Origin of the sequence: Pedobacter sp., from assembly GCF_045627485.1 — a bacterium.
Lineage (GTDB): Bacteria > Bacteroidota > Bacteroidia > Sphingobacteriales > Sphingobacteriaceae > Pedobacter.
On record NZ_JAZQNU010000040.1, the window covers coordinates 1 to 24,403 of the forward strand.

19 protein-coding genes are annotated in these 24,403 nt (G+C 42.8%); 6 read left to right on the plus strand and 13 right to left on the minus strand.

Going from position 1 to position 24,403, the window contains the following annotated elements; translation table 11 throughout:
- A partial coding sequence (locus tag ACR2F3_RS03075; protein ID WP_432708513.1) for a M20/M25/M40 family metallo-hydrolase occupies window positions 1-823 on the plus strand: 823 nt, incomplete at its 5' end.
- Here ACR2F3_RS03075 and ACR2F3_RS03080 read toward each other — a convergent pair.
- From ACR2F3_RS03080 to ACR2F3_RS03095, 4 genes are read right to left on the minus strand one after another with little or no spacing between them, the layout of a single operon-like run.
- The gene (locus tag ACR2F3_RS03080) at window positions 813-1,310 is read right to left on the minus strand and encodes a GNAT family N-acetyltransferase (RefSeq protein ID WP_432708514.1); all 498 of its coding nucleotides are present in this window, start codon (window positions 1,308-1,310) and stop codon (window positions 813-815) included. The genes ACR2F3_RS03075 and ACR2F3_RS03080 overlap by 11 nt on opposite strands.
- A complete protein-coding gene (locus tag ACR2F3_RS03085) occupies window positions 1,307-1,873 on the minus strand; it encodes a thiamine pyrophosphokinase (protein WP_432708515.1) in 567 nt (188 codons plus the stop codon). The genes ACR2F3_RS03080 and ACR2F3_RS03085 overlap by 4 nt, the downstream gene beginning before the upstream one ends.
- A gap of 49 nt (window positions 1,874-1,922) precedes the next feature.
- Window positions 1,923-2,885, minus strand: a complete 963-nt coding sequence (locus tag ACR2F3_RS03090; protein ID WP_432708516.1) for an SPFH domain-containing protein — start codon at window positions 2,883-2,885, stop codon at window positions 1,923-1,925.
- Window positions 2,882-3,331, minus strand: a complete 450-nt coding sequence (locus ACR2F3_RS03095; RefSeq protein WP_432708517.1) for an NfeD family protein — start codon at window positions 3,329-3,331, stop codon at window positions 2,882-2,884. The genes ACR2F3_RS03090 and ACR2F3_RS03095 overlap by 4 nt, the downstream gene beginning before the upstream one ends.
- A 242-nt stretch (window positions 3,332-3,573) precedes the next feature.
- Between ACR2F3_RS03095 and ACR2F3_RS03100 the strand changes: the two genes are divergently transcribed.
- On the plus strand, window positions 3,574-4,107 hold the full coding sequence (locus tag ACR2F3_RS03100) for an OmpA family protein (protein WP_432708518.1): 534 nt from the start codon (window positions 3,574-3,576) through the stop codon (window positions 4,105-4,107).
- A gap of 265 nt (window positions 4,108-4,372) precedes the next feature.
- On the opposite strand, the gene ACR2F3_RS03105 is transcribed toward ACR2F3_RS03100, so the two are convergent.
- The 9 genes from ACR2F3_RS03105 to rhaT form a co-directional block, all read right to left on the minus strand.
- Window positions 4,373-7,156 carry a glycosyl hydrolase gene (locus ACR2F3_RS03105; protein WP_432708519.1) on the minus strand — a complete coding sequence of 928 codons (2,784 nt, stop codon included), beginning with the start codon at window positions 7,154-7,156 and terminating at the stop codon, window positions 4,373-4,375.
- A 10-nt stretch (window positions 7,157-7,166) separates the two neighbouring features.
- Window positions 7,167-7,475 carry an L-rhamnose mutarotase gene (rhaM, locus tag ACR2F3_RS03110; protein ID WP_432708520.1) on the minus strand — a complete coding sequence of 103 codons (309 nt, stop codon included), beginning with the start codon at window positions 7,473-7,475 and terminating at the stop codon, window positions 7,167-7,169.
- Between the two features lie 195 nt (window positions 7,476-7,670).
- A complete protein-coding gene (locus tag ACR2F3_RS03115; protein ID WP_432708521.1) occupies window positions 7,671-8,261 on the minus strand; it encodes a LutC/YkgG family protein in 591 nt (196 codons plus the stop codon).
- A gap of 4 nt (window positions 8,262-8,265) precedes the next feature.
- On the minus strand, window positions 8,266-9,648 hold the full coding sequence (locus tag ACR2F3_RS03120) for a lactate utilization protein B (RefSeq protein WP_432708522.1): 1,383 nt from the start codon (window positions 9,646-9,648) through the stop codon (window positions 8,266-8,268).
- Between the two features lie 9 nt (window positions 9,649-9,657).
- Window positions 9,658-10,392: a (Fe-S)-binding protein gene (locus ACR2F3_RS03125; protein ID WP_432708523.1), complete on the minus strand. Its 735-nt coding sequence runs from the start codon at window positions 10,390-10,392 to the stop codon at window positions 9,658-9,660.
- Window positions 10,389-11,774, minus strand: coding sequence for an FGGY-family carbohydrate kinase (locus tag ACR2F3_RS03130; RefSeq protein WP_432708524.1), 1,386 nt, complete (start codon window positions 11,772-11,774; stop codon window positions 10,389-10,391). Before ACR2F3_RS03130 ends, ACR2F3_RS03125 begins: the two co-directional genes overlap by 4 nt.
- Window positions 11,774-13,048, minus strand: coding sequence for a TIM barrel protein (locus ACR2F3_RS03135; protein ID WP_432708525.1), 1,275 nt, complete (start codon window positions 13,046-13,048; stop codon window positions 11,774-11,776). The genes ACR2F3_RS03130 and ACR2F3_RS03135 overlap by 1 nt, the downstream gene beginning before the upstream one ends.
- 16 nt (window positions 13,049-13,064) lie before the next feature.
- Complete coding sequence (locus ACR2F3_RS03140) at window positions 13,065-15,185, minus strand: bifunctional aldolase/short-chain dehydrogenase (RefSeq protein WP_432708526.1); 2,121 nt, start codon at window positions 15,183-15,185, stop codon at window positions 13,065-13,067.
- Between the two features lie 22 nt (window positions 15,186-15,207).
- Window positions 15,208-16,284 carry an L-rhamnose/proton symporter RhaT gene (gene rhaT / locus ACR2F3_RS03145; protein ID WP_432708527.1) on the minus strand — a complete coding sequence of 359 codons (1,077 nt, stop codon included), beginning with the start codon at window positions 16,282-16,284 and terminating at the stop codon, window positions 15,208-15,210.
- A 510-nt stretch (window positions 16,285-16,794) separates the two neighbouring features.
- On the opposite strand from rhaT, the gene ACR2F3_RS03150 reads away from it, so the two are divergent.
- From ACR2F3_RS03150 to ACR2F3_RS03165, 4 genes are all read left to right on the plus strand, one after another.
- Window positions 16,795-19,917, plus strand: a complete 3,123-nt coding sequence (locus tag ACR2F3_RS03150; protein WP_432708528.1) for a SusC/RagA family TonB-linked outer membrane protein — start codon at window positions 16,795-16,797, stop codon at window positions 19,915-19,917.
- 15 nt (window positions 19,918-19,932) lie between these two features.
- Window positions 19,933-21,447, plus strand: a complete 1,515-nt coding sequence (locus ACR2F3_RS03155) for a RagB/SusD family nutrient uptake outer membrane protein (RefSeq protein WP_432708529.1) — start codon at window positions 19,933-19,935, stop codon at window positions 21,445-21,447.
- Between the two features lie 72 nt (window positions 21,448-21,519).
- Window positions 21,520-21,738: a hypothetical protein gene (locus tag ACR2F3_RS03160; RefSeq protein WP_432708530.1), complete on the plus strand. Its 219-nt coding sequence runs from the start codon at window positions 21,520-21,522 to the stop codon at window positions 21,736-21,738.
- Between the two features lie 163 nt (window positions 21,739-21,901).
- Window positions 21,902-24,403, plus strand: a 2,502-nt coding sequence (locus tag ACR2F3_RS03165) for a glycosyl hydrolase (RefSeq protein ID WP_432708531.1), incomplete at its 3' end; no start/stop codon positions are given.

Below are 24,403 nucleotides of genomic sequence, written 5' to 3' on the forward strand. Positions count from 1 at the left end.
TCAGCTAAAGAATCGTAGTAAAAATGGAAGTTATGTTGACGAACAAGACCTGACCCCAGCTGCTGAAAATGCAACGGTATTGGTACTTACAAAGGATACGGTTGCCAAGGACTTTAAAGTAGCCGTTAAAAACAAGATCACTAAAATGCCCCTGTTTAACGTTGCGGGAGTGCTGCCTGGTAAATCAAAGGCAAAAGAATATGTGATCTTCTCTGGCCACTACGACCATCTGGGCATTCTGCCTCCTGTTAATGGCGATAGTATTGCCAATGGTGCCGATGATAATGCATCAGGAACTACAGCCGTAATAGCACTTGCCAAATATTACAAGAAACTGAACAATAATGAACGTACGTTAATTTTTGTCGCTTTTACTGCCGAAGAGATTGGTGGTTTTGGCGCTAAGTACTTCTCGAATCAGCTTAACCCCGACGATGTAACGGCTATGTTTAACATAGAAATGATTGGTAAGGAAAGTAAATTTGGGAAAAATGCAGCCTTTATCACAGGTTTTGAACGTTCTGATTTTGGCCCCATTTTACAGAAAAATCTGCAAGGAAGTCAGTTTACTTTTCACCCAGATCCATACCTGGAGCAGAATTTGTTTTACAGAAGCGACAATGCTACTTTAGCTGCACTGGGTGTTCCGGCGCATACCATCAGTACCGACCAGATTGATACGGATAAATTGTACCATACGGTTGATGATGAATATTCATCACTGGCTACAGAAAACATATACAATACGATTAAGGCAATAGCAAAGAGTGCTACTTCCATAATCAGTGGTGAAGATACCCCGAAAAGGATCCCTAAACTATAGGGAGTTCCATCACATAGTCATTCATATAGAAACCGTTACCAATATCCTGGTCAACGGTTTCTTTTATTTTAAACCCTGCTTTTTCATAAAAATCTTTGGCCTTATTGGAACGGTTTACGTTTAATGCTAAAGAATGTCCACCTGCACGGCGCACTTTATTGACTACTTCATTGATAAGAAACTTGCCTATGCCCTTACCATGTGCAGTTGGCAATACATATAACTTATGCAGTTTATAGGCACCGTCTTTCCCCGGTATACGTCCGTAAGATGCGAAGGCGACATCTTTGCTGCCCATTTCCGCAATCAGGAACTCATCACCGGCCTGTAGCTGTTCTAGCAGGGTCACTTTGCTATACATGGTTTTAAGCATATAATCTACCTGCTCACGGCCTATAATAGGCACGTAAGTTGGCTCCCAGGTCATTGCAGCAATATGCTGGATCACTGGTATATCCTGTTCCGTAGCCTTTCGCAAAAGGATCATAGTTTCTCACTAATGATTAAGTATTCGGTATTAAAATAGAATTCTACAAAACCGTCATTGATCACTTCAAATTCTTCCCCTTCATTTTGCTTCAGGTTACTTGTTTCAAAATATGAAATGATATCTATGTAATAGATGGTGCCCTGCGGTTTCCATACCTTAAAACCTTTGGTAATGGCATATGTTTTACGCGTGGCATCAAATAAAACAATGTTGATGGCTGCAAGGTAATATTCAAGGTCTATCAATTTGGTACCCACACTAATGATATTCACCGCGTCGTACTTTTGCGACAGCAAATAGTTTAATACCGTGTTGAACTCGTCACCCGGCCCCATAATGGTTTTTGTATTTTCCTGATAGGTAATTGACACATCTGCCGAATTAACCACAATGTCTACCTTTAGGCCAAGGCTGGTAATTTTTTCATATTCCTTAGCATTGACAATCAATGTAGGGCTCCATTCTAACAGTTGGCCTAAGTATTCCTGGTTAAATTCACCTAATTCATGAATGTACAATGCAGGTTCCTGCTTTTCTTTAACGATGTGATGTGATGACATACAGCGAAAATAACAAAAAAAGGGACATACAAGCCAACTGGCCTAAATCTTAATCTAACCTTGTATTACGGATCACCGGCGTTATTGGAGGTTCTACACTTGTTTTATTCAACACAGAGGTGATACTGGATATTACCCCGGCAATATCCGACAGGTCGGCAGGAACAATCATGGTATTATTCGTTTTAGCAAGTTTCCCAAATTCACCAAGGTACTGTTCTGCAACACGCAGGTTTACGGCATTCATACCACCTTCTTCATTGATCGATTTGGCAATCTCACGGATACCAATTGCAGTGGCTACTGCAACCATTTCAATTTCTGATGCCTTACCACTTGCTTCGTTAATTTTACGTTGTTTCTCTCCTTCAGAGCGGGCAATCATTTCTTGTTTATCCCCTTCAGCACGGTTAATTTTAGCTTGTTTATCCCCTTCAGATTCCGCAATTAAGGCTCTTTTTTCCCTTTCTGCACGCATTTGTTTTTCCATTGCATCACGGATACTTTGTGGTGGAGCTATATTTTTAACTTCATACCTTGAAACCTTAATGCCCCAGGGATCACTTGCTTTGTCTACTGCTGATACAATGGTCCCGTTGACGGTTTCACGTTCTTCGAAGGTCCTGTCGAGCTCCATTTTACCGATTACACTTCTCATCGTGGTTTGTGAAATCTGGATTACCGCAAATTTATAATTATCGATACCATAAGAAGCCTTTTGAGGGTCCATTACCTGCAGGTATAAAACACCATCAACTTCAACGGCAATATTATCCTTTGTGATACAAATCTGGGGAGCTACATCAATAGCTTGTTCTTTCAAATTTTGCTTATAGGCAATTTTATCGATAAAAGGGATCAGGATATGAAAACCTGCTTCAAGGGTGCGGCTATATTTACCCAGGCGTTCTACTATAAACGCAGAGCGCTGTGGCACTACCTTAAATGTAGATAGAAAGGCAATAACTACGAAAAGTGCTAGAAATAATAAGATTATAGTAGATGCTGTCATAATGATTTAGTTGATTTTACAATTAATAATATACTCCGGGTTTCGGTGATGAGCACCTGCTCCCCCGGCTCAATATAGTCGTCAGAACTGGCTTCCCAGGATGTACCCCTAAATTCCACTTTGCCATTATGACCTGGTTTAATAGTGGTTTCGGCCACTGCAAATTTACCTATATACTCCTCTTCCAGTGATTGGGGTGATTTCTTATTGATGTCGAACTTATTTTTTACCCAGTTTCTGAACAACAGAACGGTTATTAAGGAACTGCTTAAAAACACAAGCAGCTGTACATTGAGCGACACATCGATAAAAAGAGTAAGGATTGCCACAATCCAAGCCCCGATTCCGAAAAAGAAAAGGATGAATCCCGGCAGTACAAATTCAAGCAAAAGAAACACCAGACCTATCCCAAACCAAACAACGGAGCTATTTAAAAATTCTTCCATGCGTTAACAAAAAAACCTAGTGAATAAATCTGATTGCTGTGAATATAAGTAAATTAGCTGTAATTCAACAGGCTTATTCCATAAAAAACCAGATAAAGGCAACATAATTGAAGGTACGTGCTTAACCAAAAGGGTACTGAATATGAAAATCGGACGTTATTGTTTAAGTATTGCAATAAAAATTGATTTGCGATGAGTAGCTTTGGTCTACAATAACTAAAATAAAAACCAAACAGATTAATATGAATATTACAAAAACCATTCTTCTACCGGCCTTAATCGGCTTATTGTCCATCAGTATGTATTCTTGTAAAACGAAAAAAGTAGTAGCACAACCAGCGCCAGCTGCTCCGGCACAAGAACAAACCCCACCACCGCCACCTGCCCCACCTGCGCCACCAGTGGCACAAACGGAAAAAACTCCGGAACCAGAAAAACCAAACTTTACTTTCGATAATATTCAATTTGAATTTAACTCAGCGGTATTAAAAACGGCTTCATTTGCTGTATTGGACAAGGTTGTGAGCGAAATGAAAAAAGACCAGAGTGCAAAATTCCAGTTAAATGGTCACTCCTCAGCTGAAGGATCGCCAGAACATAACCTATCCCTATCTGAAGATCGTGCAAACTCTGTGAAATCATTTTTAGTGAATGCTGGCATCGACGCATCCAGATTCAATATCAGAGGGCTTGGAGAGTCAGAACCTGCTACCTCTAACGCTACCGAAGAAGGACGTGTATTGAACAGAAGAGTAGAAATTAAAATACTTCCATAATTCCAAATGATTAAAGGCTGCAACTTTACAGTTGCGGCCTTTTAAATGTTGGAAAGACCACTATAGGGAAGGCCTCAAAGTCAGCGATCATCAAAAATCGATGGCCACATTTCCCCCGATTGCATCAACAAAAGCATCATAAATCAACTTCTTGATGGAGGTGAGGGTATCGTTCTTCTTTAGCCTTCCTTCTCAGGGCGGTTAACACTGATTTAGTCAACCGCAAATACTTGGGTATAGCAGAATACTCATCAACCTGTAATGATCATGGATAAGCTGTAATGACCACTGGACCTACAAGCCCCGACGGCATAGGTTGCCATCCTGCCGCATCAAATGGTTTATAATCGATGTTCACAAAATTGATTTCGTTATAATTACGCCAGTTGATTTTCTTTTGATCCATGTCCCTGATCCGGTTAGCCATTAAGTTAACCACCTCTATTTTAATCGTATTTTTACCTTTTACCAGGTACTGACCAATTCTTTTCTGGAAGGGATGGCTCCAGATGATACCGGCATCTTTCCCGTTTATCCATACCTGAGCACTTTCATGCACTTTCCCTAAGCTAAGCACATATTCTTTAGCATTGTCTGCAGGTAATTTGAAGGTGGTGGTATAAACTCCTGTACCCGAAAAAGCAGTCGCCTTTGCATCACGCATTTCCGTCCAGGACACCAGTTTATTCAGTTTTCTGTCTTTAGGCAATTCCGGACCGCCCTTTGTAAACTGCAGTTTCCAGCCTTTTCCGATCGTCAGGCGTTTCCCCGCTTTATCCAGGTATACCCAGTTTTTGGCACTTTCCTGAACAGCACTGGTTTTCAAAAATAAAGCCTCGCCCGATGCAAGCTGCACTTTTACCTCGGTTTGGTTACCCTTCGCCGTACTTGGTGCTAAACCATAGTCGCCAGTCTGCGGGTCCATGATCATTACTGAACCTGCTTTTTCATTGATGGTGATCAAGGTGTCGACTGATTTTGCACTATGGTTGACCAGGTAATAAAACTTGCCGTCGGCTACCTGGCGACGAACGAATTTCAATCCAGTGTTTACCAGACTTTCTCCCTTCAGCTGTTTGAAGGCAAGGGCCTGCTTAAGGTCGTTAGCCACAATAACCTCTCCTGTGCCATGTTGTGAACGCTGTAAACCTGGAGACACCGTCTGAAGCATCAAACTGCTCAGTAATTCCTTAAAACGTCGCTGCTTTGTTTCCAGCTGACTTAAACCAGGTACATCATTTGGCAACTGCTGAAAAATGACGGTTGCCCCTGCATTGGCCAAAGAAAGGATGGCAGAAAGTGTTTCCACAGGCATCAGGCCTGCCGCAGGAATAATTAAGGTTTTATAAGGTGCCGCAGCTTTTGCCGTTTGCACCTGTTTTTCGTTCACCGTGGCCTGCTTTAAGACCAGGTCGGAAGCAAAATCAAATGCATAACCAGCATTTTGCAGCTCGATACTTTGTTTATAAAATGCTGTAGGATGCAACCACACGTCCACATCGTGTACTTTCATAGGCATATCCAAGCCTTTAGGCTTGCTCCATTGGTCGTAAATTGGCCAATAAATAAGCAGTTCATTATCTGCCTGTCCAGATTGTAATATCGACTGCGTACGGGTAAAATATTCGTTCATGCCTTTTAACTGGGGCCATAAACTATTTGCCGGCACCACATTCATGGAGGCGTAAAATAACCAGCCCGGAAAGGGAACATCAGGTGGCGTATAAGTGGTGCCATGATAAAAGATATGGTTAATACCCGCTAAAAAGAGCTGCTCAGCTTCTGGTTTCGCTTGTGCATAACTAGTTCTAAAGTGCTCTGTAAGCCAGGTAAAAGTTTCTGAGGACACGAGTTTTTTGCCCATTACATGCGCAGCCGAACTGGCAAACTTGCTCATCATGGGATCAGGGTCCACATTGCGGATGTCGGCCTTATCACGTCTCAAGCCTGGAATAGGAAAATAACTTGAACCGAAAGTCTCCGTTTCAGGAATATCTACCGCAGCATAAAGGTCAATTAAGTTGCCTGGCGACCCATGCGACTGGTTTTTGGTCATACCTTGGTAGCGGTGTGCCCAATTGCTCCAGTTTTTGGTGAAGTTATCTAATAACAGCTGACTCATCGTTTCGCGGTAATCAGATTTAATCCTGCCTACCGTTGCGCTGGTAGAATCTTTTCCACTTAGTTCTTTAAAGTATTTCTCCAGGTCGTAACCCTTCAACCGTTTGAAAGCCTCCAGGAAAGTAGGTGTCCAGTTGGCACCGTACACTTCGTAGCTGTCGTTGAAAAAAGCCCTGATTTTTGGCGATTCACCTTTAAAAGCATCATCAAATCGCTTTAAGTAAACATCGACAGCGGTTTTATCCAGATGATCCAGTGTAAATCCAGCCCCGCCTGGTGCGGCACGTTTAACCTGTTGTAATGTTTTGCCAGAAAACAAAGCATAAAGCTCATATTCAGAGGAGTTATCCCTCCAGATCAGTTGCCCATTGGTATCTACCCGATCCCCGAGGTTGACCACCTTTCCACCCCGGCCATAAGCAGTAAGGGCTTGTAAAGTAACGCCCTCCACACGCTGCTTCACATCGGTGGGTATAATGGGAATGTCAAGGTATTTCCCTCTGGGAAGTTTGTATTGTTGCACAAAAAACTTGGATGCAGCATATTCCGGCGAAATTTGTGGCCCGCCAAAAGGCCAGCCAGTACCAGTGTTCATGTCTACGCCCATTCCCAAAGCTGCTGCTTTGTTGATGGTCACTTCAAGCATCTCCATCCATTTCGGGGAGAGGTAGTCAATGTACTTGTTTTCAAAACCTTTGGCACCGTATATGGGCGTTATTTCTACGCCGCCCAGACCAGCTTGCTGGTAAGTGGTCAGGGCAGATTCCAGGCCTTTCTGATCAACTGCATTACCCATCCACCACCAACGGGTCCAGGGTTTCATTTCTTTTTGCACCACTGGCCATGGACCGGAAAGGTTAGTGCTTACTTGTCCTATACCTTGTTGAGCACATATAAATAGCGCAAAGGCCAGTAATGTTTTTTTCATGTTATTCTTGTTAGTCCAGGTGAAAAACCGTTTTCAGGGTTACACTTTTCGGACTGTTATCCGAATTTGTCTCCATGATATCAGCCATATATGCCCACCATTTTTTTACAATTTCATTGTCGCCTAAATCCTGTGATCCTGAACCGCTGTTTTTTTGCACGGCAAACAAATCATCGGTTTCTTCATCCAGGAATATGGTATAGTCGCTTACGCCACTGGCGCGAAGCAAGGTAGAAAGTTCAGGCCATATTTCATCGTGCCTTCTTTTATATTCTTCTCTAAAGCCTGGTTTCAGCTTCATTTTAAATGCGACTTTCATTTATATTTCTTTACGTGTTTTGAAGCATTGATTATTAGAATAGCTAAGTTGCAACGACCCAAAGTTACAATTGCACTTATTCTGATAGATAATATCTATTTAATTTTACATTAAAATAGATATTGATACTATTACTATATTAACTACCAATCCACAGCAGTTTATTTTTATATTTCCAAAAGAACATCGGTTCTACTAATCTGTTTTAGGGTACATAAACACGGTCATACTTCTGGGCCCGTGAGCACCCAATACCAGTGATTGTTCAATATCAGCGGTTTTTGAAGGTCCAGAAATAAAGACCCCATAACCATAGCTTGCATCGCCTAAAATTTGGTAAGCCGCATGCATATCAGGCACCAGGCTAGCCACATCTACCAGCATCACGATATGCTGGGTAATAAAGGGCAATACCCTAACCCCCATCAAGTCTTCCGTTAGCCATAAAGCGGAGTTTTCAGCAACAGCAATCACAGGTTTAAAAATGGCTATGTCCACATCGTCATAATCATGGGGACTCGTTAGCGCAAAGGCACTAATGCAAGGAGAAACTAACTCTTCCACCAATGTAATGACCCGTTTGGCGGAAGGAAATTCCTGCGCCAGCCACGCCGGAATCTCGCTGATGGCGTTCACTTCAATCACCTTGCTGCCAATGCCTTCTGCCATCGCTTTAAATTTTTCGCGCAGGTCTGTGCTTTCCTCCCGGTCCATCGTTAAAGAAGGAAGGGGCACTTGCTCAGGCTGGTTTTCTCGTAAGGCCGCTAATATATTTGCTCTGTTCATGTCTTTATTTCTTTTCCTTTACCGTACGTTTATACCATTCTCCAAATGACTCTTCAGGTGGCACAGGCATCTCTCGCTGTTTATACCAGGGGTTCAGGTTATTGTTGACCGCAAAGGGCACATGTTTTAACATCCAACGCCCTGCTTTGCCAGCGGTACGGTAGACTTTTGGCGACGACAGTGTGTAATTCATCAGCTGCATGCCCATGGATTTTGACTTGGTGGCATAACCTTCTTTTACAATAACCTGTCGCCATTTATAGAGTTGCTGGTGGATATCAATTTTAACCGGGCAAACATTGGAACAGGAACCACAAAGGGTGGACGCAAAAGGTAAATCTGCATGTTTCTCCATATCCAGGTTAGGGGCCAGAATAGCGCCAATCGGACCGGCAATGGCGTTGTGATAACTATGGCCACCACTTCTCCGGTATACCGGACAGGTATTCATGCATGCGCCACAGCGGATACATTTTAGCGAAGCCCTAAAATCCTCCCGTCCCATTTGAATGGAGCGCCCATTGTCTACAATCACAATGTGCATCTCCTGACCTGCCCTTGGTTTTTTAAAATGACTGGAATAGGTGGTAATCGGCTGTCCGGTGGCGCTTCGGGTTAATAACCGCAAGAAAACGCCGAGGTGTTTGCGTTCCGGAATAATCTTTTCCAGTCCCATTGCCGCGATGTGCACCTCTGCTAAATGGGCGCCCATATCGGCGTTGCCCTCATTGGTGCAGACCACAAATTCGCCGGTTTCCGCAATGGCAAAGTTTACGCCTGTTAAGGCTGCTTTGCGGGTCTGGAAGGTTTCACGAAGGTGCTGCCGAGCAGCTTCTGTAAGCACCTGTGGGTCAGACTCACCCGCGGCCACGCCCAGGTGTTCATGGAAAAGCTCCCCGATTTCTTCTTTTTTCTTATGGATACAGGGCAATACAATATGGCTTGGTGGTTCCTTAGCCAGTTGTACAATGCGCTCGCCCAGGTCGGAATCGATCACCCCGATCCCCTGCTGCTCCAGGAACTCATTAAGGTGGCATTCTTCGGTCAGCATGGATTTACTTTTCACCATGTGCCGGATGCCTTTTTTATTTAAAATATCCAAAACGATCTGGTTATGTGCCGCGGCGTCGGCAGCCCAATGAACGGTTACCCCATTTGCAATGGCATTTTTTTCAAAGGCTTCCAGGTAATCTGCCAGGTTAGCCAATACATTTTCCTTTACCTGGGAAGCAATAGCTCTTAATTGTTCCCATTCAGGAACGCCATGTGCCGATTTATCTCTTTTTTGCCTGATCCACCAAAGGGTTTCATCATGCCAGTCGACACGCGCCTCATCTTTATTAAAACCTTCGGCTAATTCCGGGTGTGTTTTTATTCCTGCATTCATAAGCTTAAATTATTCTGCATTCAAGATTTCAGAGATGTGTAACACCTTAACGGCGCTATTCTGGCGCTTTAAAATTCCTTCCATGTGCATGAGGCATGACATGTCGGATCCTGTAATGTATTCCGCCCGGTGCAACAAATGATCTTTTACCCGGTCTTTACCCATTTTTACGGATACCGCTTCTTCAACGACGCAAAACGTGCCGCCAAAACCGCAGCATTCATCTTCTCGGTCTAAATCGATCAGCGTTAAGCCGCTTACCTGCGCCAGTAATTCATGAGGTTTAGAAAAATAAGGAGCATTGAGTTCTGTCATCTGCGACAAGAGCAACCCGCGTTGGCCGTGGCAACTCTGATGTAAACCTACCCGGTGCGGGAACTTCGCCTGCAGATTTTTAACCTTTAACACGTCTACCAGAAATTCGACCAGTTCATAGACTTTATGCCTGATGGCCAGGGCCCTTTCCGGCTGTTTATCAATTTGTAAGTGTTCTTTGATGTGTAATACACAGCTTCCCGAAGGCGATACAATGTAATCGTATTCACTGAAATTGTCGACAAACAACTGGTTGCAACCCTGGTTGAGGTGCTCGAAGCCAGAATTGGCCATCGGCTGTCCGCAGCAAGTCTGCCCTGCAGGATAACGCACTTCCACACCAAGCTTGGTTAACAGTTTGTAAGTTGCAATCCCCGCGTTCGGGTAAAACTGGTCTACATAACAGGGAATAAATAAACCTACAATCATAAGGACAGGTCGTGTGTGGTCGCGTAATACTTCAATTCAATAATATCATTAGGCATCGGCTTGGTGTTCCAGTGTTTATGGATCGACAAGGCCGTACCGATTGCCGTGGCCTGGGCCATAGAGGCGGCAAATACTTCAACCTCTGGAAATACCCGCGCTAAAAGGTTCATGAAGATGACGTTCTTACTGAATCCGCCATCAACAAAAATCCGTTTCACTTCACTGCCCATTACTAAGTTGGAAGATGCCTTTTGCTGCACCACCAAATCCAGCATAAACTGGTGATAGGCCTGCGTATCTGAGGAGAAAGATGCTAAATCCCGAACGCCAAATGCAGAAACCTTATGGTTGTCTGGCATCTTTTCGTTACGTTTTTTTCGTTCTTCCAACAGCTCATCAATAATGCCTGCGTCATAACGCATGTTTTTATACCTGGATATTCCCTGGTTAAAGAAATTGGCAATACGTTTCACTTGCTGGTCATGTTCGTAACCCGCGAAAATCCGGGATGCTTTAACCGGTTTGCCTTTGTAATGCAAATAAGAAAGGCAGTCCTGCTCCAGGTCTTCAGCCTTTAAAGGGGTATTGTTAAAAGGGTTCATGGTAATGCTCCAGGTCCCTGTAGAAATCAACACAAAAGGCTCGTGAAAACTCGTGAGGTAGGGAATTAAGGCGGCAGAGCTGTCGTGCAAGCCAATCCCAACTTTATACAGGTTGCCTGGAAACTCGGCAGGAAATACATCACTTGCTGCGGCAATAGGTGCCAGTTTTTTGTCGATGCCTTCCTGAAATACCCAGTCGTGGTAATCATTTTTTGTAAAGTCCCATAACTGGGTATGGCAGCCGATACTGGTGAGGTCGGAATATTCCATGCCGGAAACCAGGTAACTCAAGTATTGTGGCAAGTGCAGGGCATATTTAATCTGCTTAAATAACTCCGGCCGTTCTTTTTTAATGCGGTAAAGCTGCATCCCAGAATTCAGGCTGTCTAAAACCGGGGATGCCGTTGCGGCTGAAATAGCGGTTTCACCACCATATTCCGCATAAAACTCCTTTTTTAAGACTTCAGGGTAAGGTTTCAGGTAGTTGTATAACGGTGCCAATGGTTTACCGTATTCATCAATGTAGACGAAACTTGCCCCATACGATGAAAAATTGATCGCTTTGATCTCAAACTCCTTGCGCTTCAATACTTCCCGCAGAGAATCAAAAACGGATAGCCTTAAACTTTCCAGGTTTTCACAGGGATCACCATCCTCATCGAAGGTCTCCATAAAACGCGCGGAACGTTCAAAAACTATTTTATAATTTTCGTCGAAAAGAAAGAGCTTTTTATTGGTCTTCCCTACATCAAAAACTACAATTACCGGTATTTTACTCATTATAATCCTGTGGCTACTGTTTTATTTCCCCGTTCTGAAATAAGGGTTTCCCTTACTTTTAATTCTCTGTACAATTGCAACGGTCTGGCAGCTCCGCCGCTTTGTAACCTGGCTTCCTGAATAAGTGGACGTACGTCAGATCTGAAAGCATGCTGAAGAATTTCCTGCGCCGTAGACACGTCATTTTTCTGTTGCGCTAACGCCAGGGCTTCCCTATCTACCAATAAGGCTTGGGTGTAGGCAATCATAATGGCTTCTACCGACTGCAATAAATCTTCTAAGGGATCTTTTACGTTATGCGACGCATCAATCATCCAGCCTAATCCGGTAGCATGATCAATACCTTTTGCATCCATACCTTCAATCAATTCATTGAAAATGAGGAATAACTGGTAGGGCTTCATGCTTCCGGCCGTTAAATCATCATCGCCGTATTTTGAATCGTTGAAATGGAAACCACCCAATTTGCCTTCCATCAATAATAAAGAAACAATTTGCTCAATGTTAGCATTGGGTAAATGGTGACCTAAATCAACCAGCGTAAAGGCTTTTGGGCCTAGCTTGTTGGCAAACAATAACGACTGCCCCCAATCGCCAACCGTGGTCGAATAGAAGTTAGGCTCATAGGCTTTATACTCAACAAAAATTTTCCAGTCTTCCGGCAAAGCGGCATAGATTTCTTCCAGACTCGATAAAGTATTTTGAAAGGCTTTTCTGAAATTCAGCTGCCCGGGGAAACAAGAACCATCGGCCAGCCATACGGTGAGCGACTTTGACCCTAATCCAACACCCTGGCGGATGACGTCAATATTGTGCTCAATAGCCTGTTTACGGACCGCTTTATCTACATGTTGTAAGGAGCCAAACTTATAACTTTGCGCCTGTCCTGCCTGATCCTGGAAGGTGTTTGAATTCATCGCATCGAAGCGAATATGATAATGATCTGCCAAGCCTTTTATCGCCTCGAAGTTTTCTGTTTTATCCCAGGGAATGTGCAATGATATGGCGCCACTCGACTGGTTTAACTGGTGCAGCAAACCGATATCCTGGATCTTTTCTTCAAGGTTACGCGGTTCACCACCACCTGAAAAACGACCAAAGCGTGTTCCGCCATTACCTAAAGCCCAGCTTGGGATAGCGATCTGAAAATTGATCAGTTTTTCGATGATTTCGTAAACGTCCGCATGCTCCCCTAAAAGGAAGTCAAACCTGCGTTTATGATCAAGGTATTGATCTTTGTTATGTTGATCAATCTGGTGTTTCTGTATTTCCATGTTTTTTATGTTTTAGTTACCTCACAAAAGCGTTAGCCACACCTCCGTCAACGTTTAATACATTGCCTGTCGACTTAGACAACTGTCCGCCAACGAAAACCATACATGCATTGGCAATATCTTCTGGTAATATGATTTTGTCCAGCAGTGTGCGTTTCGCATAGAATGCAGGCAGTTCTTCCACCGTTATACCATAAGCTTTTGCACGTCCGGTTGCCCAATCGCCTTCCCAAATTTTACTGTCCGAAATTACCGCATCAGGGTTCACCACATTCACGCGGATTTTATCGGCGCCTAATTCTGCAGCATTTAACCTGCTCAGGTGTAACTGGGCCGCTTTCGCAGAGCCATAACCAGCGTTATTAGGGCCGGAAACCAATGCATTTTTACTCACGATGTTAATGATATCGCCACCAATATGTTGTTTACGCATCACCGAAACACCGGCCTGTGTTACTTTAAACTGGCCCTTAACCAATACGTCATACAATAAATCCCAGTCCTTGTCGGTATGATCTTCAATCGGTTTAGAGATCGATAAACCCGCACAGTTCACAATAATATCTACGCCTCCAAAAGCAAGTGCTGCAGCTGAATAAGCCTCAGTAATCTGCTCGCCATTGGTTACATCTAAAGCCACTGTAATATAGGCATCTTTACCATATTCGCGTTCAAATTCCAGGTCAGCATTGGCCAGTCTGTTCGTATCATTATCGTTAATCACTACAACCGCACCTTCGTCCAGAAACTTCTTGGCAATCGCCTTTCCAATGCCTCCGGCACTGCCGGTAATTAAAGCAATCTTGCCCGATAAAGCTTTTGGCTTTGGCATACGCTGTAATTTAGCTTCTTCCAGTAACCAATATTCAATGTTAAAGGCCTCTTGCCGTGGTAAAGACGTGTATTCAGAAATTGCTTCTGCACCTTTCATTACGTTGATGGCATTCACATAGAATTCTGCCGCTACACGTGCAGTCTGTTTGTCTTTCGAAAAGGAGAACAAGCCTACACCAGGGTACAAAATGATAACCGGGTTGGCATCACGTATCGCCGGACTATTTTCTTTTTTACAGGTATGATAATAATCTGCGTACATGTTACGGTAAGCAGTAAATAACGGCGCTAAGCGATCCTTTAAAGCAGCGGTATCCGAAAGGTCGGCCTGAGGGTCGAGGTCTAAAACCAGCGGACTAATTTTGGTGCGCAGAAAATGATCCGGGCAGCTGGTCCCTAAAGGCGCCAGTCGTTCAAAATCATTTGAATTGATAAATTCCAGCACATTGGCATCATCAACAAAATGACCAACCATGTGGCGTTCGCTCGAGCAAAATCCACGTAACACCGGTGCCAGTAAAGCGGCTTGCTGTATTCTTTCTGGTTTTTCAAGGCTTCCTATTTTTTGCCCGCCAAAAACAGGTGCTTTTTTACCATAGTTTTCTTCCAGGTAATTGGCGCAGGTTTCAATGACTTCCAGCGTGTTCAGGTAACTTTCGTAAGCGGTATCACCCCAGGTGAATAACCCATGTGAGCCAAGCATGATGCCACGGATCCCCGGATTTTCGTTTAAGCATTGCTCCAATTGCAAACCAAGGTCGAAACCCGGTTTTTGCCAGTCGACCCAGCCGATTGTTCCCTGAAACAAATCATGGGTGATCTGTTTACCATCTTTAGCCGCCGCAATGGCGATGGCTGCATCAGGATGTAAATGATCGATGTGTTTGAAAGGCAGGAAACCATGCAAAGGGGTATCAATAGAAGGTGCTTTTGATTGCAGGTCGTAAATGCAATGGTTAAATAACTCTACCATTTCATCCTCCTGGTCTATCCCTTTATATATATTCTTCAGGTTGCGCAGGCGTTCCACGTATAAAGCGGCAAGGCCACTGCGTTTCAAGGTGCCAATATCACCACCAGAGCCTTTAATCCACATCACTTCAACGGTTTCGCCCGTCAGCGGATCTACGGCTGCTGCCTTGCAAGAGGTATTTCCACCCCCATAATTGGTAAGGCGGAGGTCTGCACCCAGCAGGTTAGATCGGTAAAGTAATAAGGCAACTTCGTCACCTGCCAGTTCAGCAGCATGAGCTTCATCCCATAAATAACTTACATGTTTAAAACGGTCTTTCTCGTAAGACATATGATTACAAAATTTAATATTTTTATTTTAATGAATTTCCATAACCCACCACCAGAATGGAGATGATAATACAGGCAATACCCAGCAAAATTGTGCGGAAAGTTGTTTTACTAACCGAAGACCATTCTTTAAGGACCAGCCCCCATACATTGGCCACCAGAATGATGAAGGCCATGTGCAGGATCCAGGAGCTTGCGCCGTTTCCGAGTTTACTCTCGCCCATTCCATAAAAAAAGAACTGCAGGAACCAGGTGGTACCCGCCAATGCGGCGAATATATAATTGGATAACATGGGTGCTTTGCGATTCGTATAATCACCGAATGTTTTATTTCTTGCATTTAAGATCATACACCAGATTAAGTTGGTGGTTAAACCACCCCATAAGATGACGATATAGGTGACATTATTTTGGAAAAGGAATTCCCCATCACCAGGATGCAACAGTTTCCATGCCTCGTTAGCTTCGTTGGCCATATCCTTTCCGGCATCAATACCAAAGGCGAAACAAGCACTCAAGATACCAGAGATGATGGATACCACCAGACCTAAGCCAATTTTAAACTCTGCACTTTCCTTGGTCGCGGCTTTTGCACCCAGGTCTTTTTCTTTCATCATACCTGCTTTTCCACAGAAAAAAATACCGGCTACACAGATCATTAGCCCAATCAAAACCACCTGACCCCATGAACTGCCGATGATATCGTTAAAGCTATCTCTTCCTTCTTTAGGATAAAAGTTATAATAGATGGACGGTAATAAGGCCCCAAACACAGAGCTTAGGCCTAAAATAATGGAGCTTCCGAGCGAAACACCAAGATATCGGACGCCTAAACCATAAGTCAGACCACCTATACCCCAGAGGATTCCAAAAAAATAAGTGAGTGCTAAAATAGAACCATTGGTTTGTCTGATAATTTCGCCAAAACCGGGAATGGTAAGATAAGCAGCTATGGGTGGTACGATTAACCAGGAGAAAATTCCCCCAACAATCCAATAGCTTTCCCAGGCCCAACCTTTTACTTTTTTAAAAGGAATATAAAAGCTGCCGGAGGCAAAGCCGCCGATAAAATGGAATAATACTCCAAAAATGATTTGCATAACAATATATCTGGTTAGTTTGAAAAACAATAATAAAGAATGAATTTCTATTAACTGTTCTTAACTGTCCTGCTCCAAAAAAGATTCATCAGGATTGTTACAATTTATTGCACCTCGATTTCTTTAATAGTTGAATGAAATCAACAAAGTTGATAAACGCTGTTCTCAATACATCATAAATAAATTTCACCTTTTCCATCCAGTATGGATTTAAATAGAGTTTCATTTAAAAGTTGCATCGTTTCTAAGCAACCGAGATCTGATTGGTCATGCAAAATAGAGGTAAGTAACTTGTTACCTAAAACACAACTTGTTAAACACAAGAAATAGAATGTTTTAACTGATATAAAAATACTATAAAGACAAATACAGTTGCAGCATATACTTATTAATAGTAACTATTATTATCTCCAAGTACAGGATAGCGCAGGTTGCCGGGTCTTGTTTGGTTAGGTAATTTAGGTATGCAAATATTATTGTTTGCATAAAACTAACCAACTATAAACACATATGATGATCGCGAAAAACCTCCACAAGTTGTTTTCAACTGCGGTATTGTTGCTTTTTTTACTAAACAGTACAATTGCTTTCTCTCAGCAGATGATTGTTACCGGAAAGGTAACGGACAAAGAAGATGGTGTTCCAATTCCAGGTGTTTCCGTCAAACTTAAGGGAACAACAGGCGGAACCACTACAAATTCTGAAGGTGATTACACCTTAAAAGCAGCTGAGGATGCGGTGTTTATTTTTTCTTATATTGGCTATAATCAGGTGGAAATACCTTTGAATGGCCATAAAACCTTAAATGTCCAATTGCAATCTAATAACCAGCGACTAGACGAAGTAATGGTTATCGGATATGGCACCACAACTAAAAAAGATGCAACGGGTTCCATAGCCTCTGTTTCTGCTGCTCAAATTCGGGATTTACCAGTGAGTTCTGTAGATCAGAAATTAAAAGGCCAAGTTCCTGGTGTTCAAATCAATACCACAACCGGAACTCCGGGAGGAGGTACTTCCATCAAAATCAGAGGTTCAGGCTCTATTGGTGCTGGAGATAACCCCCTGTTTGTTGTGGATGGGTACCCTATCTCTAACACTTCAGGCCAGGTTTCAAATCCTTTAAATGTGATTAACCCAAATGATATTGAATCCATTACAATTCTTAAGGATGCATCCTCTACAGCTATCTATGGTTCTCGTGGATCTAACGGTGTGATTGTGATTACTACTAAGCAAGGAGTAAAAGGAACACCTGTAGTGAGCGTGAGTGCGTATACTGGTATCCAGGAAGTCCCAGATAAGGGTCGGCCCCAAATGTTAAATGCTACTGAATTCGCACAATTCAGGAAAGATATCATTACGGACGCCTTTGCAGCAAGAGGTGAGGTTGCTACTGATAATGATATCCCAGAGCCTTTCAGAAATCCTGCTCAATATGGGGAAGGAACAAATTGGTATAATGAAATTCTTCAAACAGCACCCCAAAGTAACGTTGACGTTAATGTGAGCGGAGGCTCAGAGAACTCGCGCTATGCTGTGTCTGTAGGTTATCTGAATCAAGAAGGCACTTTACGGTACACGGGATTTGAACGTTTTTCGGTGAGGGTAAACACAGAAACTAATATTGGTAAGAAACTAAAAATCGGCTTTAATCTCGCTCCTACACATAGTGTTCAACAATTGAACAGCTTTGAGAGTGATTTTGTAGATGTGCTAAGCCGGAGTTTATGGTTGAGTCCACTGATACCTGTTAGAGATGTAGGGGGTAATCGCACGCCTTATATTATCTCTCCTGATATGTATGCGGGCCCGAATCCGCTAAACAGCCTGGAGTTTGCCGGAACAAAATCTAAAAATTTCAGGGGTTTAGGTACTGCCTTCGTAGAATATGAAATTTTTAAAGGCCTTAAAGCAAGATATAGCTTTAATGTTGATTATACCCAGGCGTCTTCTTTCACCTTTAATCCATCTTTCGTGGGGGGAGTAAATGCGCCGCCACCGGTTGTGCCTAATTCTTCTACCGGAAAAGCAGATAGTTTTAACTGGCTATCAGAGGCCTTGTTGACTTATGACAAAAGTTTTGGCGAGGATCATAATTTCAACGCAGTGCTCGGGTACAGTGTCCAAAAAGAACGGGTGGAGTCACTGAGTATATTTGCTGATAATTATCCTGATGATAAAGTCCAAACCATCAACGCCGCTTCTGTCATTAGCTCTTTTGGTGCAGATACACAAAAATGGTCAATTATATCTTATTTGGCCAGATTAAACTATTCATTTAAGAACAGGTATTTGTTTACAGCAACTGTGCGGTCTGATGGTTCATCACGTTTTGGCAGCAATAATCGGTATGGTACATTTCCATCAGCGGCCTTTGCCTGGAAAGTTTCGGAAGAAGACTTCATGAAAGGGGTAAATTGGATAAGTGACCTAAAATTACGTGCCACCTATGGTCTATCGGGAAATTATAACATCGGAAATTACACCTATATCACGAATATTGGCCCTTCTAATTATGTATTCGGCGGACAGCTTGCTAGTGGTCGAATTCCGACTTCACTCAATAATCCTAATTTAACATGGGAAGAGTCTTCACAGCTTGACTTAGGAATTGATTTTGGGATTTTTAAGGACCGCGTAAGTTTTAACCTCGACTACTATCGAAGGATAACTAAGGGCATGTTGTATAACAGTGAAATTCCGCTTTCTTCAGGTTACTCGAATGCAATTATCAATTCAGGGGAAATTGAAAATAAAGGTTTTGAATTCGGTTTAGTTACAAAGAATTTAGATGGAGCGTTCAATTGGACTACCAACTTCAACATTTCCTTTAATAAAAATAAGGTGCTGGCATTGAATGAAAATAACGATCCTATATATAGCGGTCGAAGCGGAGAAGGCTCATTCGTTCATATTACGCAAGTTGGAAGACCAGTGGGTGAGTTTTTTGGATATATCGTAGAAGGGGTTTATAAGGATCAGGCAGATTTAGACCGCTCTCCAAAACATGTGACTTCTGTACCGGGATCAATTAAATATCGGGATGTAGATGGCAATGGAATTATCGAACCCGTAAAAGATTTTGCAGTGCTCGGTGATGCACAACCTGATTTTACCTGGGGATTGACTAACAATTTTAACTTCAAGGGATTTGATTTAAATGTGCTTTTGGTAGGTGCCCAGGGAGGTCAAATATTTAAAACTGCTAACCAATATTTATTAAATATTGATGGTATTTTTAATGTAGATCGTAAAGTGCTTAACCGTTGGAGATCTCCTGAAAATCCTGGAGATGGCATGACTCCTACAACCAATGGTGCCAGGGTAATTTATCGAGATGTCAATTCGAGCTGGGTAGAAGATGCAAGTTTTATGCGCATTCAAAATATTACCCTAGGTTATCGACTTAACCCTGATTGGCTTGCCGGTTCTAAGGTAGTTAAAAGTGCACGACTGTACACTAGTGTGCAAAATCTGGCCACATTTACCAATTACAGTGGTGCTAACCCCGAAGTAAGCAGAAATACCATCTCCGGAAACGCAGTAAGTAATGCGCTTGTTCCGGGCGAAGATTTCACTAATTACCCTATGCCTCGAACTTTTACGCTTGGTGTTAATTTAACTTTTTAATGTAAAATGGCAATCATGAAAACCTATTCAAAATACATACTCACAGGAATAATAATGATCGGCTTAACAGCTAGTGGCTGTAAAAAGAGCTTTTTAGATCAAACACCTGAATCTTCAATTGCTGGCAGCAATTTTTATAAAACCGAAACCGACATCAAACAGGCGGTCAATGGGGCTTATTCATCTATTATGGATATGGGCCGCATCAGCTATTGGTTGTTTGGAGAAATGCGGTCGGATAATACTACCTATCAGAACAATACTTCCGACAGGGGTTATGAGCAGCGGGAATTTATTGACCAATTTCTAGTTGGTGCAACTGCAGAACCTATACAAACCTATTGGCAGCAAAATTACACAGGCATTGCCCGCTGTAATGAAATTATTGACCGTATCGGTGATGTACCAATGTCAGAAGAAACCCGTAACCAGTACCAAGCTGAAGCCTTGTTTTTAAGGGCCTTCAATTATTTTAACTTAGTCCGGCAATTTGGGGCAGTACCTTTACGTCTAGCTTCAACTCAAGCACCAAGCGATGCTTTATCTGGTGGCCGAGCGGCAGAAACAGAGGTTTACGCGCAAATTATTCTGGACCTAAAAACGGCATCTGAAAAATTACCTGTAAAATATGCCGCTTCTGAGGCTGGAAGGGCCACTCAAGGTGCAGCCCTGACCTTGTTGGCTAAAGTGCATATGACCCAGAAAAACTTTGCAGAGGCTTTAACAGCTTTACGAACTGTGCAAACGCTTGGATATGGTCTTCTACCTAGATATGAGGACGTTTTTGAACCTGCCAACAAGAACAACATTGAGTCTGTATTTGAAATCCAATACCTTGGGGCTCAGCCTGGTCTATCAAGTAATTTCATGTATATTTTTGCACCATACACATCTGGAACGGTAGTTACGGGCGATCCCGGATCTCCACTCGGCGGCGGTAATGGCTGGAATATCCCTACTCAAGACATGATTAATGCTTACGAAGCAGGCGATGTGCGTAAAGATATTTCCCTTGCAGAGGGTTTTACGGATGCCACAGGAAAGTTTGTGAGCATTCCTTATGTGCGAAAATACAACCATGGTTTTGTCGAGAGAGGCCGTACAGATGATAATTTTCCTGTATTGAGATACGCTGATGTCTTACTAATGATCGCAGAATGTTTAAACGAGCAGGGATTTTCGCCTGATGGCGAAGCTTTTACTTTGCTTAATCAAATCCGTACACGGGCGAAACTTCCTTCGAAAACGGCTTCTAATACTATTTCATCTCTACAGATTAATAGTCAGTCTGCTTTCCGCACTGCAATTCTGCAGGAAAGAAGAATTGAACTTGCATTTGAAAATCATCGTTGGTATGACTTAGTACGCACTGGTAATGCGGTAACATTGATGGCTGAACATGGAAAACGTGAGATCGCAACAAAAGCGTATATCCCATCTGGTTCTTATGTGCTTAGTGAAAACAAACTACTCTTGCCAATTCCGCAAAGGGAGATTAATCTAGATAACCTAACCCAAAACCCTCAATAATTAAATATGATAAATTGTAGATTGATCAACAAACCTTGCCTCCTTTTATGGATAACAATGTTATGTTGTTTCTTGACGGTATTATCGGTATCGGGACAATCAGTCCAGATTACCGACCTGACCACTGAATATCAGAAAAATCCTATAGGAATAGATGCCGCAGCACCACGTTTGAGTTGGAAACTCAAGTCGGATGTAAGAAATGTAATGCAAACTTCTTACATCATTCGCGTGGGAACAGGCTCCCTGTCTTTACTAACCGGAAAATTGGCGATTCGATGTGCCGTGTAATGGGTGGTCTGGATACTGATAACTCAGCGCCTGGTTATAAAAGGTAATTATTGCACTACAGCCTGATGGAAATAAATTTAACCCTGTGTTCGGGAATTTATCATTTTGAATTCGCTATATAGTCCAACTATTTATAAATTCAAGAAAAACCAAATTTAAATTGATGTATAACAAAAGGGTCATTACTTGTCTTTTAATTGGTGTATTGTTTGCTACGGCATGCAAAAGCCGTAAAAACAAGTTAACAAGCGATATAGCGATTAATGATTCGTTATTAAAAACCGGCTTTATATCACCACCAGATTCCATCAAGACCAGTGTGTATTGGTATTGGATGTCAGACAACATATCTGAGCAAGGGGTCATTAAAGATTTACAATCAATGAAGGCTGTAGGAATTAACCGGGCATTCATTGGTAATATCGGCTATCCCGGCACACCTTACGGTAAAGTAAAATTGATGTCTGACGAATGGTGGAAGATTTTACATACCGCATTAAAGACAGCTACGGAATTAAACATAGAGATCGGGATTTTCAATAGCCCTGGCTGGAGCCAGTCTGGTGGGCCGTGGGTCAAACCAGAACAATCTATGCGCTATTTAGCCTCCTCAGAAAGGAGGGTGAAAGGCGGCCAGCTGGTTAACCTGAAGTTGCCAGTCAGCTCCACAAATTTTCAAGATGTAAAAGTAATAGCCTTTAAAACGCCAGCGAATTACGGAGAACTCTTCACGGATTTAAGCCCTGATATTAGCACCAGTACGCCATTAAACGAGCGCGAACTGATGGTTGACGGAAACTACTTATCTGAAGTATTGCTTCCTAAAAACCAGCCTTTCTCTGTAACGCTGACCAGTAGGAAATCCTTTATTGCACGAAGTTTAGTCATTTACCCGGCAAAGCAGGAAGCTAAGTCGGATGTTGAATTGCAAGTAAAACGTGGTATGGGATATGAGACAATTAAACGATTTAGAATTGACCGGAGCAATAGCAATTTAAATGTAGGCTTTGATCCTTTCGGGCCAGTTGCTATTTCCTTTCCGGCTGTTCAATCAAACTCCTTTCGATTGGTTTTCAGTAACAATACGGAGCGCTTTGGGCTGGCAGAAATAGAAATCTCTACAGCACCGGTTGTCGCACATTTTACGGAAAAAACCTTGGCGAAAATGTATCAGTCACCATTGCCCTACTGGCATGAATACCAATGGCCCTCTCAACCCGTAGTAGATGAAAAAGCCGTCTTGATTGAACCTGCTGGAGTGATTGATATTTCTCGGTTTCTCTCTCCAGATGGGCATCTAAAATGGAATGCGCCAAAAGGGGATTGGGTAGTAATGAGAATGGGAATGATGCCTACAGAGGTAAAGAACAGTCCTGCCTCTCCTGAGGGAACAGGTTTAGAGGTGGATAAAATGAGCAAGGAACATGTTGAAAGTCATTTTAATGCTTTTCTAGGGGAGATCATTAGGCGAATACCTCCCGAAGACAGGCGTACGTGGAAGGTGGCCGTTGAAGATAGCTATGAAACTGGCGGGCAAAACTGGACAGATGGAATGATGCAGAAATTCCAATTAGCATTTGGTTATGATCCCCTTCCCTATCTTCCTGTAATAAAGGGAAGGGTTGTTGGAAGCCAGGAACAATCCGATCGTTTTCTATGGGATTTAAGACGATTTATTGCAGACCGGGTTGCATATGATTATGTTGGCGGATTAAGAGAAGTAAGTAACAAACACGGCTTGCGTACTTGGCTTGAAAACTATGGTCACTGGGGCTTTCCAGGTGAATTTCTGCAATATGGCGGCCAGTCGGATGAGATTGGTGGGGAATTTTGGAGCGAGGGCGAATTAGGAGATATTGAAAACCGGGCAGCATCCTCTGCTGCTCATATTTATGGTAAAAATCTCGTTTCTGCAGAATCCTTCACAGCTGGAGGTAAAGCTTATGCGAGGTACCCTGCTTTGATGAAACAACGGGGAGATCGGTTTTTTACCGAAGGGATTAATAATACTTTACTTCATGTATTTATCCAGCAACCCACTGATGACCTGCTTCCGGGAATTAATGCAGATTTTGGCAACGAGTTTAACCGTCATAATACCTGGTTTGGTTATACAGACCTTTTTATTAACTACCTGAAACGCTGCAATTTAATGCTGCAGCAAGGAAAGTATATTGCAGACGTTGCTTATTTTATTGGAGAAGATGCCCCAAAAATGACGGGAGTTACTGATCCTGCGATGCCATCTGGTTATTCATTTGATTATATCAATGGGGAGGTAATTATGGACAGATTATCGGTTAAAGACGGTCGGCTGGTCCTTCCGGATGGCATGAGTTATAGCATTCTGGTGTTACCAAAATTAGAAACAATGAGGCCAGAGTTGCTCCATAAAATTAGTTCCCTGGTACATGCAGGAGCCACAATTCTAGGTCCTCCCCCTTCCCGGTCACCTAGTTTGAAAGGCTACCCTCAGGCAGATGAAGAAGTAAAGCTCTTATCAGGCTCATTGTGGGGCACTGAACAGGGGAAAGGACGAGTATTTACAAACATGGATATGCAGACAGCATTGGACAAGTTAGGTGTGCGTGCGGATTTCCATGTTTCAGGGCAGGACTCATTACTGTTCATTCATAGAAGGACCTCCGCAGCCGATATTTACTTT